Below are 18,239 nucleotides of genomic sequence, written 5' to 3' on the forward strand. Positions count from 1 at the left end.
GTAGGGCCCCGGCCCCTCGACTATACGCAGGGGAACCTGTGAATCAGGCCGGTTTCAAGGGGCGTGTCGCCGGATGCTGCTCCCAATCGGATTGGTCACCACGTACTCCCTTGGCTGGCTTATGGTTCGTTTCGCGCGCAGCTCCGCGCTTGAATACGAACGGCAAAGTCCGATTCTCCAGCCTGCGGCTACTGGCGGTCCCTATAATGGGTAGCTGCGCCCGCCGGCCGTTTTAGCCTGCGTGTGCACCGACTGCTCCCACCAGGAAGGCTCTCTGTGCGCGTCCTTACGATCATCCCTACCTACAACGAGCTGGAATCGCTGCCGATCACGCTGCAGCGGCTCCGCGCAGCAGTGCCAGCCTCGGACGTGCTGGTAGTGGATGACAACAGCCCCGACGGCACGGGCAAGCTCGCTGACGGAATCGCCGCCGAGGACTCCCAGGTCCACGTCCTGCACCGCAAAGGCAAGGAAGGCTTGGGCGCCGCCTACATCGCCGGCTTCAAGTGGGGCCTGGACGCCGGATACGACGTGCTGGTGGAGATGGACGCCGACGGTTCGCACCAGCCTGAACAGCTTCCCCAGCTCCTCGAGGCCATTGACCAAGGCGCCGACCTTGCCATGGGTTCACGCTGGGTCCCCGGCGGCAGCGTGGTGAACTGGCCGCTGTACCGGCAGGCCATTTCACGGGTGGGCAGCACCTATGCCCGGCTGATGCTGGGCCTGAAGATCAAGGACGTCACCGGCGGCTACCGTGCCTTCCGCAGGACCACCCTGGAGAAGCTGAACCTGGACCAGGTGGACTCCGTGGGCTACGGCTTCCAGGTGGACCTCGCCTGGCGGGTGTCCCGGATGGGGCTGCGGATCGAGGAACGCCCCATCACCTTCGTGGAGCGCGAACTCGGCGCCTCAAAAATGAGCGGCAACATTGTGGTGGAGGCTATGGTCAACGTCACGAAATGGGGCCTGCAGGCGCGCTGGAACACCCTCACCCGCAAAAAGGCGCCAGCCCGGCAGTAGTTTCTTCAGTACTTAAACAGATGGGCCGTCCCGCACGCTGTGCGGGACGGCCCATTGCTTTATTCAGGCACCTGAACCTGGGTCTTAGCTATTTGCTTTCCGCGTTGCGGTTGTCCGTGCGCCACCGGATGCCGGCGTCGATGAAGTCATCGATTTCACCGTCGAAAACTGCCGAGGTGTTGCCAACTTCGTGCTCGGTCCGCAGGTCCTTGACCATCTGGTAGGGATTGAGCACGTAGGACCGCATCTGGTCGCCCCAGGACGCTTTGACGTCGCCGGCGAACGCCTTCTTTTCGGCGTCTTCCTGCTCTTTCTTTAGGAGCAGGAGCCGGGACTGCAGCACGCGCATGGCGGCGGCACGGTTCTGCAGCTGCGACTTTTCGTTCTGCATGGAAACCACGGTCCCGGTGGGAATGTGGGTCAGGCGGACGGCGGAGTCAGTGGTGTTGACGGACTGACCGCCCGGCCCCGAGGAGCGAAACACGTCCACGCGGATTTCGTTGTCCGGGATCTCGATGGAGTCCGTCTGCTCAATGAGCGGGATGACTTCGACGGCGGCGAACGACGTCTGGCGCCGGCCCTGGTTGTCGAAGGGGCTGATCCTGACGAGCCGGTGCGTTCCGGCCTCAACGCTGAGCGTTCCAAAGGCGTAGGGGGCCTTGACCTCGAAGGTCGCCGATTTGAGGCCGGCTTCCTCGGCGTAGGAAGTATCCATCACGGTGGTGGGGTACCCGTGGCGTTCAGCCCAGCGGAGGTACATCCGGAGCAGCATTTCGGCGAAGTCGGCCGCGTCAACGCCGCCGGCTCCTGCCCGGATCGAGACCACGGCCTCGCGTTCGTCATACTCGCCGGACAGCAGGGTGACGACTTCCAGTTCCTTCAGGGCCTTCTTGACCGACTCCAGTTCGGCGGCCGCCTCCCCCATGGAATCGGCGTCGTCCTCATCCTGGCCAAGCTCCACCAGAACTTCGAGGTCGTCGATCCTGGCCGCGAGCCTGGTGAGGCGCTCCAGTTCCGACTGGCGGTGTGAAAGGCGGGAGGTGATTTTTTGTGCCGCTGCGGGGTCGTCCCAGAGGTCCGGTTCGCCGGCTCGCTCGCTCAGTTCGGCGATGTCTTCCTTCAGTGCCTCTACGTCGGAGACTCTTTCAATGGAGTCGTAGGTGGCGCGAAGGGCGCGGATTTCAGCGGAAAAATCAATATTGGCCATGGTTGTTTAACCCTACGCCATCCGCGTGAAGGGCCTTACCCTGGAGACTGTCCAGGCGACGGCGGGTCTCGCTGGGCTTCGCTCGGGCGTTCCATCAACGGGTGAGCCGGGAGCGCGCCGTGGAGGTCGCCTCGATTCTTATCCCGTCGGGCATCAGGAAGTTCACCACCGGCGGGTGCACGGCAGCCGTGAGGACCACGACGGCGGTGGAACCGTCAGGCGTGCCGGTGGCCCCTGCAATGGCGAGCCCGTCGAAGCGCTGTGACGCCGGGCTCCTGGACACGAAGTCAGCCGCTACGTTCCTGACCCGGGCAGGGTTCAGGACCGCTGAGGGGCTGCCGCCCTGCGTGTCCACTTCGCCCAAGGTGTAGCTGTCAGCGGCAGCGAGGGAGGCGCCGTCGGCCAGGGACAGCAGGCGCTTATGTTCGAGGTACACCGAGGAAATGCCGATGACGACCGTGGTGACCAGCAACGCCAGCACAACGTAGCCCAGGATCATCACCATGATCTGGCCGTCTTCATCACTTGAATGCCTTCTCACCGGAACCTGCCTACGAGCTGAGTGGACGATGCCTCCACCTCGCTGGCGCTGAGCCGGAAGTCGTTGCTGAAAGGCAGGAACGGCAGAGGCACTGTCAGGCTCACAGTCACCGTGACGGCGCTTCCGGCAGCCTGGCAATCTCCCGGACTGCAGGTTGTGGCCACACGCGCCCCGTCGGCGGGATGTCCGAAGTCCGCCAGTGCGATCGCCACCGCCTGTTCAGCAGCTGCCTGCGCCGTGGCTCCATCGGCCTGGGCTACGTAGACCTTGGCCGCCTGGTCCGCTGCGCCAACCACGGCAAAGGAGCCGCCCTGAATCTGGCTCATGGTAATGATGAAATACACCAGCGGAACCATCAGCAGCAGCGCCAGGAAGGTGAACTCAACCACGGCACTCCCCCGTTCGTGGTGGTGGCCGTCCGGCTGCCGGCAGAGTGGTTCGCGGCCGAGTGGCCCGCGGCCCAGGGTTTCGATGAGCCGGGCGCGAAAGCGAGCCATTACTGCCTCATGGCTGCATCGCTGCATGGCCCTTCACCTCCAGCATGTCGCGGGGACCGATGAGTCCGATCACGGGCATGGGCGCCCTGACAGTTACCTCCAGAGTCCGCAGGCCCTGGTATGTCACCTCGCTGGTGCTGACCTGTTCAGCGAAGCCCGCGTTCAAGGCGGTTTGGATCAGGCTGCGGGTACGATCCCGGGCGTCGGCTGCATCACGGTCGGCGAGTGTTCCGTAACGTGCACCGGATGCTGCCGCATCAATCAACGTATTCCTTACATGCAGCACCAGTGTCAGCTGGATGATCGCGAGGAAAAACACGGTCAGCAGGCTGCCTACGAGGACAAAGTCCACTACAGCCGAGCCCCTTTCATGGTGCCGGGCTTCTGGGACTGCGTCTTCGCCCCGGGCCGGCCTTTTCTCTCCCCTGTCCAGAACGCGGTCAGTGTTCGCTCCGCGGGTGCACCGCGCCACCGGCTAACTTCCGACCTTGTCCATCGCTTGGTTGAACATGGCTTCCAGCGCAGGACCGGCCAGTGCCAGCAGCGCTGCAACCAGAACTGCCGACATCAGCGTGATCATCACCCAGCCAGGAACGTCGCCCCGCTCAGGATCATCGACCGCTCTGGCCCTGAAACCTGCGCCGACGAGGCGCCGGTCCTGGCTCCTTTCCCGCCCAGCTCTCCTACTGTTGCCGACACCCACTCCTGGAAGCAGCACTGCCACGAGTGACAGGAACAGCACCATGCAGCGAATCCCCATTTTCTCCATCATTTCCGTCCTATTCCTGCTTCTGTTTCCACCGTTGGTTGTGCGTCCATGCTTATCTCTGCCCTCAGAAACCGAGGTTTATCGCGGCGATACCGGGAAAAACGGCAAAGACCACGGTCAAGGGCAGCACTCCAAATACGAGCGGGATCATCATGGCAATTTCTTTCTTTCCCGCTGACTCCATCAGGTCGCGCTTTGCGGCATCCCGGACGTCCTGGGCCTGCGCACGGAGCACGTCAGCTAACGGTGTGCCTCGCTCAACGGCCACCACGATGCCGTCCACGAACCGAACGAGAGGTGCGAGCTCTGTCCGCGCAGAGAACTCCTGGAGGGCCTGGACCAGGGGTTTGCCCGCCCTCGTTTCTGCAAGGATCGTCGAGAACTCCTTCGTGAGTTCACCCTTGGCGCTGCGGCAGACCCGGCCCAGAGCACCAGTAGCGCTCTCCCCTGCACTCACTGCAAGCGCCATAAGTTCGGCAAGGCCGGGGAACTCCGCCATCATCCTCGATTCCCTGCGCCGGATCTGAGCGCCGAGCCAGTAGTCGCGGAACATAAAGCCACCGATGGCGCTGCCCAGGACGGCCGCTACTGATAGCAACGGGTTGAACCTGCCGAAGGCGGCACCAAGAATAATGAAGGCGATCGAGACTCCGATCCCAACAGCCGCCCATAAGAGTTGTTCTGCCCTGAAATCGACCGGAGATTTGTTGATGCCCGCCTGCGCGAGTCTTCTGTGCGTAGCTTTGGACACGGGGTTTAGTCTGCCCAAGGCTGCCAGCCCGTCTCGTAAAAAGGGGCGAAGAATCCGTTCCAAGGAACCGAATGGCGTTACGTTTTGCTCCCCGGCGCGCAGCAACCTTGATTCAAGGTTCTGCGCTTTCAGCTGCGGCTCGATGCGTTGGGAAAGCGTGACGGCACGAATAAAGGGAGAGTGGAAAATGATGAGCCACAGTCCGATGCCCATCAGCAGCCCGCACACAACAGCGGATGGTGGAATCTCCGTCACCTGAGCACCCTTTCGTCCTGCGGAAGTGCACCTATCCGGAGCATGATGGAGTAGCAGACCAGGGAAACGATCAGGCCGCCAAGCAGAACGCCGGCCCCCACTGGCGTGTTGTAGGCCTGCACGGCTTCCGGTCTCGTGGCCAACAGCATCATCACGATCCACGGCGCAGCCACGGCGAGCCTTGCAGCATTGATGGTCCAGGACTGACGCGCCTCCAGCTCGCTGCGCGTACGCGCATTTTCGCGGAGAAATTCGGCCAGCGTCCCGAGGAGCTTGCCAAGGTCTGAACCGCCCACTTCCCTGGTCAGGCGGAGGGCTTCTACGATCCTGTCCGCGACCGGGTCAGCGAGCCGGTGCTTGAGCTGGTTGAGCGATGCTTCGAATTGCCCGCCTGCCCGGTAGTCGGCACCGAAATCACGGAATAGGTGCCGGAGTTCTTCGGGCCCCTTGTCACCCAGTTGGATGAGGGCCTCCGGAAGCGGCAACCCGGCCCGGATGGCTGAACGCAGGTGGTCAACGACGTCCGGCCAGAGAGTCCGCAGCAAGGCGCTCCTCCTTTTTGCCCTCCAACGCAGGACGGTGATCGGCAGCCAGGCACCGAACAGTCCGAAACAACACGAGATCGGCCAGGAGCGGGTTGCCGCGAAGAACACCAGGGCGACGAAAAGTCCGAGGCCAATACAGGTGCCGAACAGGCCGCCCGCGGACACTTTCTCGACGCCGGCCCCGGCAAGGAGGTCGGCGAGGCGACTTGTCCTTTCCCTAGGAGCTGCCCGCTTCGGCGACTCCCAGAAGGACCACCAGATAAGGAAAAAACCGGCGCCTGCCGTTACTCCAAGGAGAGCTGACATCATCGCGGATCCAGCAGCGCGGCGACGTCATATCCTGCCCTGGAGAACTTTTCCTGCGCAGGCATGGAGTTGGCGCGTGGTTGCAGCGCGCCTTCCACCATGGTGAACACGGGAGAGGATTCGATGATGCCGTTTTCCACGCGGCGGCCCAGCGACAGGACTTCTGTTACTTCCCGTCGTCCATCCGCTCTGCGGCTGCAATGCACCACCAGGTCAATGCAGGACGCGACGGTGGGTACAACAAAGGCCGACGATATGTTCTCGCCTGCCAGCAGTGGAAGCGTGCAGATCTTCGTGACGGCGTCATGGGCAGAGTTTGCGTGAACGGTGCACATCCCTGGTAGGCCCGAATTCAAAGCAATCAACATGTCAAGGCTCTCGGCTTCCCGGACTTCACCCACCACCAACCGGTCAGGGCGCATTCGGAGGGCTTCCTTGACCAGCCGTCGGAGCGGGATTTCGCCCTCGCCTTCGAGGTTTGGTTGGCGGCATTGCAGACCGACGACGTCCCTCAAGGGAAACTGCAACTCGAAAATCTCTTCGACAGTGATGACGCGTTCCCGGCTCCCGATGCTGGCTGCAAGGCAGTTCAGCATCGTTGTTTTGCCCGCCTGCGTCGCTCCCGAGACAAGAATGTTGAGCCCGCTGGAAACCGCCGCACCCAGGAAGCGGGCCGACTGGGGCGTCAGGGTGCCTAGGTCAACCAGGTGCTCGAGCCTGCTCGCTTTGACAACGAACTTCCTGATGTTGACTGCCCAGTGCCTACGGGTCACGTCCGGGATGACCACGTGGAGCCTTGAGCCGTCGGGCAGGGCTGCATCCACGAAGGGCGACGACATGTCCAGCCGGCGGCCTGAGCTCTTGAGCATCCGCTCCACCAAATCCCGGACCTGCTGCTCGGTCAGGCTTAGTGAGGTTAATTCGGATTCGCCGTTCCTGGCGACATAGATTTCGTTGGGCGCGTTGATCCACACCTCTTCGATGGTCGTGTCGTCCAGCAGTGGCTGCAGCACGCCGAAGCCGGCAACCGCATCGAAGAGGAACCTGCGTGCGGCATCCAGGGGTCCGATGGGAGGAAGCGGCCCCATCAGGGCACGTTCGTCGTAATCGGTTACCGCTGCCTCCACCAGGCGGCGGACCTCCCCGACCTGGTGCAACGGATCAAGCCCCCGGCGTCGGATCAGCTCGCGGACTTCGTCCTCGACAATTGCCAGCGCGTCCATGTGTTCCCCCAATACAACTGCCGCCCCCGGCGGAGGCAGTGCAACTGGCTAAAGCCTAAGGAGCCGGAAGCAGGGCAACAAGTCCAGTACGTGAAGCTGTGGACAAATTCTCTGTCCCCAAGTTTTAGTGCGCTTTGAATGAATAAGGCGATTGCTGACGCTCTGATTTGCCGCCGTCATTCACGGTTTCACCAATCGGCCTGAACCAAAGGGGACGCGCTCGCCTTTACGGGACCCTTCGTATATAAACATGGTCGGTTCGTTTGTTCCGGTCGGGGCGGCGACGGCCGGCGGCGAGTAGGCGTCTGAGTCTGTAGTTTGGGAAGTTGCGGAATCCGCGGGCGATTCTGCGGGTGGCTTTCGATGACTCCATTGATGGCTTCTGTGGGGCCGTTGGAGGTTCTCTTGACAAGACGGGAAAAATACGGAAGAAGAACCAACATCAATGTGGCTCACTTTTCAGCCCAAGCCGTACGGCCCCATCTTCCTCGTACCGCGCAGCGAACGTCCCTCAAAAGCACCACCTACAGTCATGTGTTGCGACGCTGACGAAAAAGCTCTGTTCCCCGCGAGGGTGTCTCGTGGCCCGACAAGTAAGTTGGTTTGGACCTTGAAGGTGTTCGACGATCTGAACACGCACGCCGTTCCTGACGGAAAGTCTTCTCGGAGCAAGCCATCGGTTGTCTCCGTGGAACCGCACTGTCAGGGGCGGGCGGGACAGAGGTACAGCGCGAGTTCCTGTGTCCAACTACAGAAGGCTCTCCGTGGTTGATGGTGAAACAGGTTCCGTGTCTTGAAAGCTGAAGGGCTCGTAGCCCTGCTGTGATGGATGTTCTCTACGCATTCATCAAGAGTCAGGAGCTACGAGCCTTGATCGAGCCTACTTCCCCGCGCCCCGATGCTGCCACCGCCATTTTCAACCTGCCCGACTACCGCGTCACCGACACTCAGGTTCTCGCCTTCGGGCAGCGACGGATCCACGTGGTGGCCACTGCCGAGGCCGGCTGCCCGTCGTGCGGCGTGGTCAGCAGCCGCGTGCATTCCCGCCGGTCACAACGCCTGCGCGACATCCCTGTCGCCGGGCCGGTCGAAGTGGTCTGGTCCAAGCGGAGATTCTTCTGCGATGAGTATCTGTGCACGCGGCAGACGTTCGCGGAGGAGACCGCCCAGGTTCCGCGCCGGGCACGGTCCACCCGCCCGCTCCGCGACGCCCTCGTGGGCGCTGTCATCGGTTCCGGACGGGCCGCCGCCGAGGCCGCCGCTTCGTTCGGTGTCTCATGGTGGCTAGTCCAGCGGGCTTTGGATTCCGCGGCGCTAACGCTGCCCAATATTGATGCCCTGGCACCCCGGATGCTCGGCATCGACGAACACCGCTACCGGTCCGTGCGGTTCTTCCGCGACCCCGACACCAAGGCCTGGAAACGCTACGAACCCTGGATGACCACCATCGTCGACCTCGACACCGGACAAGTTCTCGGGATCGTGGACGGCCGCGACAGTGAGGGCGTCGGAGAATGGCTCTTCGCCCGTCCGCTCGAGTGGCGCCTGGGCGTGCAGGTTGTCGCGATCGACCCGTCCGCGGCGTTCCGCAAGGCCCTGCGGATGTGGCTGCCGCGGACCGCTGTTTCGATCGACGCGTTTCACCTCGTCAAGCTGGGCAACGACATGCTCACCGAAGTCCGGCAACGCCTCACGCAGCAGGTCCATGGCCGGCGGGGACTCTCCATCGACCCGGTCTGGGCCAACCGGCGGCTGCTCCTGCGGGCCGGGGAGACCCTCTCGGAGCAGGCCCGGGACAGGCTCAGTACCGTGTTCGCCACCGACGATGCCACCGGGAAGCTGCAGGCCGCCTGGCTGGTCAAAGAGCAGCTCCGGACTCTGCTCGCCACCGGATCCCTCGCCGACGCAGCCACTGCGAAAGAACGCCTGCACGCTCTGGTCGAGCAAGCCGCCCAGCCGGAAACGAACCGTCTCTGGCGGACGGTCTGCAGGTGGTGGAAGGAGATTGAGGTCCTCATTGTCACCGGCGCGACAACGGCGAAAGTGGAAGCTAACAACACCGCGATCAAGCACATCAAACGGACAGGCCGGGGATTCACCAACGCCCGGAACTACAAAACGCGTATCCTGTTGCGCAGTGCCGCCAGAACAGCGGCATGAACGTCCATCACGGCAGAACATTCACCACGAACCGTGAAGAGCCCAGAATCTGGTCCTATTTGAACCCCGGACCTTCAGCGGAATACCGTCACGGTGGCCGCCGCGTCCGAGCGGTTATCCGGCCTATCCGCAGGATGCGAACCCGAGGTCAGACTTCGGAGCAGCCTTTTATTCAACCCTTTAGCAAAGCGGCGCTCGATCAGCCTATGGATCAGCCATGCCATGAGGATCGTGGTACCCGTGGCAACCGTTACCGACGGCCAAGTCCCTATCGTCGTGTGCAAGCTCTTGATGATCCACCATCCCCACATCTCGTGCACCAGGTACAACGGGTAGGTCAAGGATCCTGCAATGCTCATCCATCTCCAGCCGGAGTAGCGTAGGGACGTCGTTGTGATCAGAGATACAACGGCTACGAAGCTCAGGATCACCAACCACCCGACTCCAGGCGAGAGTTCTTGACCCGTACTCTGCGACATGGCCGGCAAGAAAGTCGCCGCTGTTTGGTGGCAGCCCAGCACGACGTTTACGGCTACGGCCAGCCATCGGACGATGTCGTGCCCATGGGCGTGGATCAGGTAAAGGCCCATCCCCACAGCAAAAAGAGGCGAGTACTCAGGGATGAGCAGTGTCTTTAGAATCCCCGCGCCGGACTGGATGGACAGCATTCCAAGGAAAGGCCAAAGGAAGATGAACGCAAGTAGTCTCCACTGGGTCATTCCGCGCCAGAGGAACAATGCAATGGTCACGTAGAACAGCAGCTCGATCCAGAGGGTCCAGAAGACACCGTCGAGGGAGCTGACGCCGATGGACTGCTGCAGCATCGTGAGGTTCACCAAGGCATCGGTCCAAGTGACCATGTTCATCTCGCTCGGGCTGATTACCAGCAGGAGAAGTGCCGCGAGGACGACGGCGGTCCAATAGGCGGGGAAGAGCCGCGAGAGTCTGGATGCGGTGAACTGTCCGACTGATCGACCGTAGGCGGACATCAGGATAACGAATCCGCTGATAATGAAGAAGAGCTGTACACCGAGCGCCCCGTAAGCTGTTATTCCCGAGAGTCTAGGGAAGATTTCGTGTGAAGGAGCGCCCCAGAAAAGTTGGCCGAACACGGCTGTGTAGTGATAAGCAACAACGCCAAGAGCCGCTGCGAGACGAAGGCAGTCAAGAAGTAGCAGCCGTGGGCGTGCCAGCGCCGAGACAGAAGGTGAGGGCTGCGGTGAAGGCATTTGGACTTCTTTCCTGAGGGCGTCAATCTGAAGTGCTGCCGCCTACCAGCCTGAACGTTTTCAATGAGCAGCCACCAGCTCCATCTCCCCCACGCCGGGAGCTGTGACATAATTCAGGGTTTTAGTAGTAGAGCAGCTCTACTTACTTTGCTGACGATGAATTGAGGCTCGTATTGTCTACCAGAAGATGCTGGGGTTGGCGCGCCGTCAAAGCTCAGTGCTGGACCCATAAAGTAACAGTGTGCCCTGGGCCACTAGACGCCGAAGCTGGCCGGAAGCCCAGGTTGGTGAGCTGGACAGCATACTCGCTGTCCTGCTGAACCTTCGAGACAAGCCAGATGCGTGTTGGCAGCTGAGCAAGTGTAGAGAGGTCAACGCGAGGTGGGTCAACAGATATGGGATGGGTAAGTGGGGCTCTTTGAGGCTGGGCGATATCGACGAGACCAGAGAAGGCGTGCGGGTACAAATCGACCGCACTTCGTGCAGTGTCCGTCGGGACGGGACTAGTCTCAATCAGCAGTCCATCACCGCTATTAGCCTGGGTGTCCACCGTGGAAGCAACAAAGGAAAAGTCGTTCCAGGGGATCTTGGCATAGGGCTCCCGCTGCGAAATGATCAGTGCAACGCAGCCGAAAGCCAGCAAGGACGCAAGTATCTGTTTGGCATAGGGCCGGAGAAGCAACAGGCACTCAGCCACGAGCATCGCGAAGAATGGCGCCGAAGAGGTGAAGTACCGCCCCATTAGCACTGGTTCGTGTATGACCGACTCCCCCCAGAGCACTCCCACTGCCAGCACGAGGGGTACCGCAGCAATCGCGAGGCGTGTCTTGGGTAAAGAGCTGCGACGGGCGAACAGGGCAAGAATAACAGTTAGTGCGGCGAGGATAGACAACACTACAGCGACGTAATGCAGCGGAACGAAAGGCCCGCTTGGATTGGGGTCAACCCGAGACGTGAACCAGGCTTCCACCAGTACCTGGTCTGTAAGGTTGAACGGGGCCGTTGCGATCCAGCCCACCTGGTGCCGTTGCTGAACCGCCAGGATGCAGAGCGGGAGGCACGCTAACCCCGCCAAGGCCGACGTGACGACCAGGGCAATTCGTGACCGATTGGGCAAGACTATAACTGCGACGGTGATGAGGCCTAGCAGGGGCAGTGCAGAAAAAAGATGCGTACCGACCGCTCCGATCATTGACAGTCCGAGCGCCACGCAGTACCAGGCGGACTTACTTGCCCGTAACTTCACAACTGACAAAAGAGCGAGCGCCGTAAACATGGCTGACATAGCATATGGCCGGGCCTCGATTGCCATTGCCGTCGTTCTTGGCAGCAGGGCAAAGCACAGCGCGTAGGCAAGTTGCGCCTTCCAGCCGCCTACGGCCCTACCCGCGGCCGCCATGGCAGCTGTTCCCACGCCAACGGCAAGCAAGCTGGGAAACCGGAGCCAAAAGGGGGTGATCTCCGTCAGCTTTGCCCAGAAATGCATAAACACGTAGTAGGGTCCAAACACGCCATCGATATGCCGCCACAGCTCCGCCATGTCGCCGAGCGAGTAGCCTATGATATGTGCTGTCGCTGCCTCATCGAGCCAGGGTGAAGGTATCCAGACGCCAAGAAAGCTGACAACAAGACCCAGCAGGCCCAAAAGCAGGCTGCTCGCAATAGGTCTGCGCCAAATGGCATTCGCCGGTTTTGCTATTATCTCGTTTTCGGTCCTGGCCGCCTCAGAAGGGTTAGGCCTAAGCGATGAAGTCACGGGGTCCAACTCTACAGGAGTAATTCCCTTCCGATTGCGCATCATCCCCTCAGTGATCGGGCACTGATTTCGCTGTTCCAACCCTCGGAGGCCCTCCGTCTATAGTTGCCCTTCCTGGCCGCGCCTTGTCTGGACGGCTAGTGGAGGGTGGACCGACCCCGACGTTGCTGCCCAAAGAGAGAGTAGCCACGCAAACCACATAAGGAACAGAAGAACCAGTGGTCCCGCCCGTAACAGCAGTGTTATGGTGGGCCATACTTGTCGTGATACCCAGTGTCGGGTGCCTTCCCTGGGGGGAATCGCCCGAACCGCAACCAAATGAGCGCTCGGCGGAGCGCCGCATTGTCTCCGGAGCAAATATGAAGCGGAACCTGTCTCAGTCCCGTCGCCCAGCCTTGAAGTCCGTGGGGATAGCGCTCTTGGCTGCCTCTCTGGTAGCCGGCCCCGGTCTGGTGGGTGTCGCGTCCGCCGTCGAACCCACTCCAACGCCGACAGTGCCCTCTTCAGCGAGTGCCACCTCGGAAGCTGCGTCGCCTTCTTCTGCAATGACTGCGCCCCCATCCTCACAGGCGGCAAATCCAGCAGGCGCGCCGACTGCCCAGCCCTCGACAGAGGCCGCACGGTCTATGGCGGACGTCGTGGGCGCCGGCGGAGCTGAAATGGGACAGCGCTCCGCACGGGTCACTGCATCGGCTCCCTCCAGTACCGTCCCGCGGTTAAGCACCGAGGTGTTGTCTACAGAGGGCACGTGGATGCCCACTTTCGGTATTCAGGGATTGGATGTCAGCGGTCATCAGACGAGCATGGACTGGCAGCAGCAGTGGAATATGGGAGCACGGTTCGCCTACATCAAGGCCAGTGAGGGCAACTATTACACGAACCCCTCGTACAACTCGCAGTATCAGGGATCCCGCAGCGTAGGGATGGTTCGCGGCGCCTACCACTTCGCCATTCCCAACTGGTCATCAGGAGCAGATCAGGCCCGTTACTTTGTGAAGAACGGTGGTGGCTGGTCGGCTGACGACTACACAATGCCGCCTGTACTGGATTTCGAATTCAATCCCTACGAAGGTCGGACGGATTTCCCCGGCTGGACTCCAGGTAATACCTGCTACGATATGTCGCCATCGCAGCTGAGTTCGTGGGTCCGAGATTTCGGTAACACAATGCGGTCGCTGACCGGGCGTCTCCCGGTTATCTATACGAACACATACTGGTGGAATCAATGCGTGGGCAATCCAGCAGATTTCGGGGAGTATCCGCTCTGGGTAGCGTCCTACCCGAAATCCGCAACAAATGATGCAGGGGCTGTGCCAACCGGAAGCTGGAGCAGTTATAGCATTTGGCAGTACAGCAGCACCGGGCCTTTCGCGGGCGACTCCAATGTCTGGAACGGCGATTACGCTTCGCTTCAGCGCTTCGCAAACGGCACCCCGCCGCCCGTGCCCACCGATCGCACTCGGAAACTTGTATCACCTGGAGACTTCGACGGGGACAGCAAGTCAGATCTCATCAAACGAGAACGTGATGGCACGCTTTGGCTCTACGCCGGCGACGGTACAGGAAAGTTTGGTGCTGGTCGCAAGATTGGTGAATTCGGCTGGGACGCATACGACCGCATCGTTGGCGTTGGGGACTTCAACGGTGACGGTAAAGGCGACCTCATAGCCAGAAAGATCGAGGGATCCCTTTGGTTCTACGCGGGAACAGGTACTGTCTCCGCCTCCTCAGTGGGTTACCTTGGCGGAGTCAGAGTGGGCGATTTTGGGTGGGAAGCGTTTGACAGCATCCTGGGCGTCGGAGACTTTGACGGTGATCGAAAGCCTGACCTCTTGTCGCGTGTTCCAAATGGGGATCTTTATCTCTACTCCGGCACGGCAACGGGCAGGCCGGGAGCATCACGCAAGATTGATTTTGGCTGGCAAATTTTCGATCAGCTGATTTCCATTAGAGATTTCGACGGCGATGGTACAAACGACCTCGCTGGCCGGAAGCCAGACGGAACCCTGTGGCTGTACTCCAACACCGGAAGAGCCATCTTGGCCAACGGCCGCCAGATTGGCACCGGGTGGGAGATCTACGACGCCGTAGTAGGCACCGGCGACGTCAATGGCGATAATACGGCTGATTTTGTCGGCCAAGATCCTGGAGGAGCCGTGTATTTCTATGCGGGAACTGCGATGAAGGATCTCGGCTATGAGGCTCCACGAAAGATCGGCGAATTTGGCTGGGAGGCCTTCGATTCGTTGGTGGGGACTAAAGATTTCAACGGAGATGCCAAGGCGGACCTACTGGCACGGAAGCCAGACGGCACGCTCTGGTTTTACCCCGGCACCGGCGTGGGATCTTATGGACCAGCTAAACGAATTGGAGACTTTGGCTGGCAGATCTTCAACACCCTGATTAGCGTGGGAGACTTCAGTGGGGATGGGAAGCCTGATCTGGTGGCGCGGGGCAACGACGGAAGCCTATGGATCTACCCTGGCACTGGTACAGTCGGCGCAACCAGCAACGGCTACGCCGCCCCAATACGGATTGGTGACTTCGGCTGGGAAGTATACACAGCACTGACAGGCGTGGGTGACTACAACGGGGACGGCAAGAACGACATTCTCGGCAGAAAAAGTGATGGGTCCTTATGGCTCTACGCGGGCACAGGACGGGTTGACGCCAGCAATAGCGGGTATCAGGGAGCAATAAAGGTCGGGGAGTTCGGCTGGGAGGTATTTGACGGACTCACTGGACCGGGCGACGTCAACAACGATGGCAAGAACGATCTGCTCGCGCGAAGGCCTGACGGGACCGTGTGGTTCTACACTGGCAACGGGAGCGGTTACCCCGGCGCCGCACGAAGGATCAGCACGGAGTGGACGACATACGACGCGACGGTCGCAGCGGCAAACTTGAATTCCGACAGTTATCCTGACCTCGTCGCCAGACGCACCGATGGGTCTCTATGGCTCTACGCCGGGACGGGAATGCGGCCTACGGAGGGCTACTTGGGCCGCGCCTTTGCTGTGAGCTTTTAGTCTTGCGGCTAGCCGCAAGCCCTCCCGCTACTAGATGAGTAAGTCCTAGTGCCTTGCGGGGCGCGGGAGCTCCTGAAAGTAAGGGGGAGAGTGTCAAGCCGGGTCTGTGAACACTCAGCTAAACACTCCTGACCACACTGTACGTCTATTTGGATGACCATGTCCTGCCGGACCTTGGCACGTCCCGGGTCGCCGCCCAGGCCGGAACCGGTTTTGAGCGACGCCGAACTGCACTGCCTTGCCGTCGCCCACAACACCTTCTCGGCTTCTCCTCCGTGAGCAGGTGGATCCGGTACTCCCCGGATCCACCTGTCCGAGACGTTCCCCGGCATCCCACACCAATCCGGCTAGACAACCCGTCCGGGCCGCCGGCTCGTTCATCGCCGCAGCAACCACCGCTCTGGCACGGGACACCCCGTCCTGGCACGAGGTCCTGCACCTGGTCGACTTCACCCCCGTTCCCTGCGGAATGTCCCGGGAAAACCGTCAAACGTTCCGACCTTTGGCTCGCCGGCTACCGCTACTGGGCCTCCCACTCCCGGTTCTTCTGAGGCTTCGGGCCGTACCTGATCAGCACATCCGACGGTATGCCCGTGATCTGGGGCCTGGCCAATCCCAAGATCGGTGAACGCGGGGCCACCCAAGCGCTCCTGGAGCATGACCACCACCTCATCCGGGGCGGGTGATCCTCGGCGACAAGGGGTTCGCCGGGCGCGAATTCGAAGCGTAAATTCGGCGGCATCCGGCAATGGATCGAATTCCGTCTCCCACACCCTCTAAGGCCAACTCGACCTCGAAGATCACGGCGGACGGACCCTGGCCGGGGTCTACACCCGAGGGGCCGCGAGGATACTTGCCCTCGCTGCCAGCATCTGGCATAACTGGCGCATCAACGCGCCCCACAAGTGCTCCGTGGTCGCCTACGACCACTGAAACCGATAGGACTTACTAACCTAGGGGCTCATCACGGATGCGCCCCTAGTCTTGGGGACGGCCTGCAAGGGCCACCAGACTTGCTCCCTCACTAGCGGCCGAAGTCCAACAGCTGTAAGAGATATGAACCATACCCGCTTTTGACCAGACCCTCGGCACGTACTCGTAAATCGTCATCAGTCAAAAAGCCCTGGCGCCACGCGATTTCTTCCGGAGCTCCAATTTTCAGGCCTTGGCGCGTCTCAGTAGTCCGCACAAAGTTTGCGGCATCGTTCAAGTCATTGAAGGTACCGGTATCGAGCCAAGCTGTTCCCCTCGGCAGGATTTCCACCTGCAGCTTTCCTTTCTCAAGGTAGATCCGGTTTACATCAGTTATCTCCAGTTCACCCCGGGCCGAAGGCTCTAGGTTACGAGAGATCTCCACAACGTCGTTGTCGTAGAAGTAGAGACCGGGGACCGCATAGTGGCTCTTTGGTTTTTCTGGCTTTTCCTCAAGCGAAATCGCCTTGCCAACGGAGTCGAACTCCACGACGCCGTAGGCCTTAGGGTTCGCGACCCAATACCCGAAGACCGCTCCCCCATCGATATTCTCGAAACGACGCAACTGCGTACCCATCCCCTGACCGTAGAATATGTTGTCACCCAGGACGAGTGCGACGCTATCGTCACCAACGTGGTCGGCACCCAGCACGAATGCCTGAGCCAGCCCGTCAGGCGACGGCTGCTGCTTATAGGTAATCGAAACGCCAAAACGTGACCCGTCACCCAACAGACGCTCGAACTGATCAGCGTCATGAGGCGTAGTGATAATGAGGATGTCCCGGATTCCGGCCAGGATCAGCGTGGAGAGCGGGTAGTAGATCATGGGCTTGTCATAGACTGGGACCAACTGCTTGCTGACGCCAAGCGTGATGGGGTGGAGCCTGGAGCCGGTACCGCCGGCGAGTATTATTCCGCGCATGTCCCCCATCTTTCCCTCCACTATCTGCGGCGGCAAATCCGGTAGTCTAGGAAATTATGCAGCGACTTCTTGTTACCGGCGGCGCCGGGTTCATCGGTTCCAACTTCGTCCACTACGTACTTGATAACACCGATGACCACGTGACCGTGCTGGACAAGCTGACCTACGCAGGAAACCTCGAATCGCTGAAGGGATTGCCCGAGGATCGGTTTTCCTTTGTAGAGGGTGACATCGCCGAAGCCGATCTCGTCGACGCGCTGGTTGCCGAAACCGACGTCGTGGTCCATTACGCGGCCGAGTCGCACAATGACAACTCCCTGCATGACCCCCGCCCGTTCCTGGATACCAACATCATCGGCACCTACACACTGATCGAGGCTGCCCGAAAGCACAACAAGCGTTTCCACCACATTTCCACCGACGAGGTCTACGGGGATCTCGCACTGGATGACCCGAAGCGGTTTACCGAGCAGACCCCGTACAACCCCTCAAGCCCGTACTCGTCCACCAAGGCGGGCTCGGACCTGCTGGTCCGCGCCTGGGTGCGGTCTTTTGGGCTGCAGGCCACTATCAGTAACTGCTCCAACAACTACGGCCCCTACCAGCACGTGGAGAAGTTCATTCCCCGCCAGATCACGAACGTCATCGACGGGATCCGACCCAAGCTTTACGGCAAGGGTGAAAACGTCCGTGACTGGATCCACGCCAATGACCATTCTTCAGCAGTCCTCACCATCATCGCCAAGGGCAAAATCGGGGAGACCTACCTGATCGGCGCGGACGGGGAGAAGAACAACAAGGACGTCGTCGAACTAATCCTCAAGCACATGGGCCGGTCCCCCGACGCCTACGACCACGTGGTGGACCGGGCCGGACACGACCTGCGGTACGCTATCGACTCCTCAAAACTCCGTGGTGAGCTGGGCTGGGAACCTAAGTTCTCCAACTTCGGCGCTGGCATCGAAGACACCATCGACTGGTACCGCGACAATGAGGACTGGTGGCGCCCGCAAAAGGCAGCTACGGAAGCCAAATACAAGGAACAGGGCCAGTAGTC

At 60.7% G+C, this 18,239-nt stretch carries 15 protein-coding genes and 1 pseudogene; 5 read left to right on the forward strand and 11 right to left on the reverse strand.

All coding sequences use genetic code 11. The features are described from left to right. Nucleotides 1–276 precede the first annotated feature (276 nt). The gene (locus tag QFZ36_RS04990; RefSeq protein ID WP_306633535.1) at nt 277–1,020 is read left to right on the forward strand and encodes a polyprenol monophosphomannose synthase; all 744 of its coding nucleotides are present in this window, start codon (nt 277–279) and stop codon (nt 1,018–1,020) included. 88 nt (nt 1,021–1,108) lie between these two features. On the opposite strand, the gene prfB is transcribed toward QFZ36_RS04990, so the two are convergent. The 8 genes from prfB to QFZ36_RS05030 all read right to left on the reverse strand — a co-directional run bounded on the left by prfB (nt 1,109) and on the right by QFZ36_RS05030 (nt 7,114). Next, a complete protein-coding gene (gene prfB, locus QFZ36_RS04995; RefSeq protein ID WP_306634396.1) occupies nt 1,109–2,227 on the reverse strand; it encodes a peptide chain release factor 2 in 1,119 nt (372 codons plus the stop codon). A 94-nt stretch (nt 2,228–2,321) separates the two neighbouring features. After that, nucleotides 2,322–2,768: a Tad domain-containing protein gene (locus QFZ36_RS05000; RefSeq protein WP_306634397.1), complete on the reverse strand. Its 447-nt coding sequence runs from the start codon at nt 2,766–2,768 to the stop codon at nt 2,322–2,324. Next, on the reverse strand, nt 2,765–3,265 hold the full coding sequence (locus QFZ36_RS05005; protein ID WP_306634398.1) for a hypothetical protein: 501 nt from the start codon (nt 3,263–3,265) through the stop codon (nt 2,765–2,767). The genes QFZ36_RS05000 and QFZ36_RS05005 overlap by 4 nt, the downstream gene beginning before the upstream one ends. 7 nt (nt 3,266–3,272) lie before the next feature. Then, complete coding sequence (locus QFZ36_RS05010) at nt 3,273–3,617, reverse strand: TadE family protein (RefSeq protein WP_306634399.1); 345 nt, start codon at nt 3,615–3,617, stop codon at nt 3,273–3,275. A 123-nt stretch (nt 3,618–3,740) separates the two neighbouring features. Continuing rightward, entirely contained in the window at nt 3,741–4,034 is a 294-nt protein-coding gene (locus QFZ36_RS05015) for a hypothetical protein (protein WP_306639103.1), read from the reverse strand. Nucleotides 4,035–4,098: 64 nt separating this feature from the next. Further along, the gene (locus QFZ36_RS05020) at nt 4,099–5,040 is read right to left on the reverse strand and encodes a type II secretion system F family protein (RefSeq protein ID WP_306634400.1); all 942 of its coding nucleotides are present in this window, start codon (nt 5,038–5,040) and stop codon (nt 4,099–4,101) included. Next, nucleotides 5,037–5,891, reverse strand: a complete 855-nt coding sequence (locus QFZ36_RS05025; RefSeq protein ID WP_306639105.1) for a type II secretion system F family protein — start codon at nt 5,889–5,891, stop codon at nt 5,037–5,039. The genes QFZ36_RS05020 and QFZ36_RS05025 overlap by 4 nt, the downstream gene beginning before the upstream one ends. Continuing rightward, the gene (locus QFZ36_RS05030; RefSeq protein WP_306634402.1) at nt 5,891–7,114 is read right to left on the reverse strand and encodes a CpaF family protein; all 1,224 of its coding nucleotides are present in this window, start codon (nt 7,112–7,114) and stop codon (nt 5,891–5,893) included. Before QFZ36_RS05030 ends, QFZ36_RS05025 begins: the two co-directional genes overlap by 1 nt. A gap of 870 nt (nt 7,115–7,984) precedes the next feature. On the opposite strand from QFZ36_RS05030, the gene QFZ36_RS05035 reads away from it, so the two are divergent. Next, a complete protein-coding gene (locus tag QFZ36_RS05035) occupies nt 7,985–9,274 on the forward strand; it encodes an ISL3 family transposase (protein ID WP_306634404.1) in 1,290 nt (429 codons plus the stop codon). Between the two features lie 74 nt (nt 9,275–9,348). Here the strand turns inward: QFZ36_RS05035 and QFZ36_RS05040 are convergent, their stop codons facing one another. Together QFZ36_RS05040 and QFZ36_RS05045 are read right to left on the reverse strand one after the other, a co-directional pair. Continuing rightward, nucleotides 9,349–10,503 carry an acyltransferase family protein gene (locus QFZ36_RS05040; protein ID WP_306634406.1) on the reverse strand — a complete coding sequence of 385 codons (1,155 nt, stop codon included), beginning with the start codon at nt 10,501–10,503 and terminating at the stop codon, nt 9,349–9,351. A gap of 214 nt (nt 10,504–10,717) precedes the next feature. Further along, a complete protein-coding gene (locus QFZ36_RS05045) occupies nt 10,718–12,259 on the reverse strand; it encodes a glycosyltransferase family 39 protein (RefSeq protein ID WP_306634408.1) in 1,542 nt (513 codons plus the stop codon). A gap of 752 nt (nt 12,260–13,011) precedes the next feature. On the opposite strand from QFZ36_RS05045, the gene QFZ36_RS05050 reads away from it, so the two are divergent. Both QFZ36_RS05050 and QFZ36_RS05055 read left to right on the forward strand, forming a co-directional pair. Then, on the forward strand, nt 13,012–15,288 hold the full coding sequence (locus tag QFZ36_RS05050; protein ID WP_306634410.1) for a GH25 family lysozyme: 2,277 nt from the start codon (nt 13,012–13,014) through the stop codon (nt 15,286–15,288). 128 nt (nt 15,289–15,416) lie between these two features. Next, nucleotides 15,417–16,221, forward strand: a pseudogene (locus QFZ36_RS05055) (IS982 family transposase). 91 nt (nt 16,222–16,312) lie between these two features. Here the strand turns inward: QFZ36_RS05055 and rfbA are convergent. Further along, the gene (rfbA, locus tag QFZ36_RS05060) at nt 16,313–17,182 is read right to left on the reverse strand and encodes a glucose-1-phosphate thymidylyltransferase RfbA (protein ID WP_306639106.1); all 870 of its coding nucleotides are present in this window, start codon (nt 17,180–17,182) and stop codon (nt 16,313–16,315) included. A 56-nt stretch (nt 17,183–17,238) separates the two neighbouring features. Between rfbA and rfbB the strand changes: the two genes are divergently transcribed. Beyond that, nucleotides 17,239–18,237, forward strand: a complete 999-nt coding sequence (gene rfbB, locus QFZ36_RS05065; protein ID WP_306634411.1) for a dTDP-glucose 4,6-dehydratase — start codon at nt 17,239–17,241, stop codon at nt 18,235–18,237. Nucleotides 18,238–18,239 lie beyond the last annotated feature (2 nt).

It is taken from the genome of Pseudarthrobacter siccitolerans (assembly GCF_030823375.1).
Taxonomy (GTDB): Bacteria; Actinomycetota; Actinomycetes; order Actinomycetales; family Micrococcaceae; genus Arthrobacter; species Arthrobacter siccitolerans_A.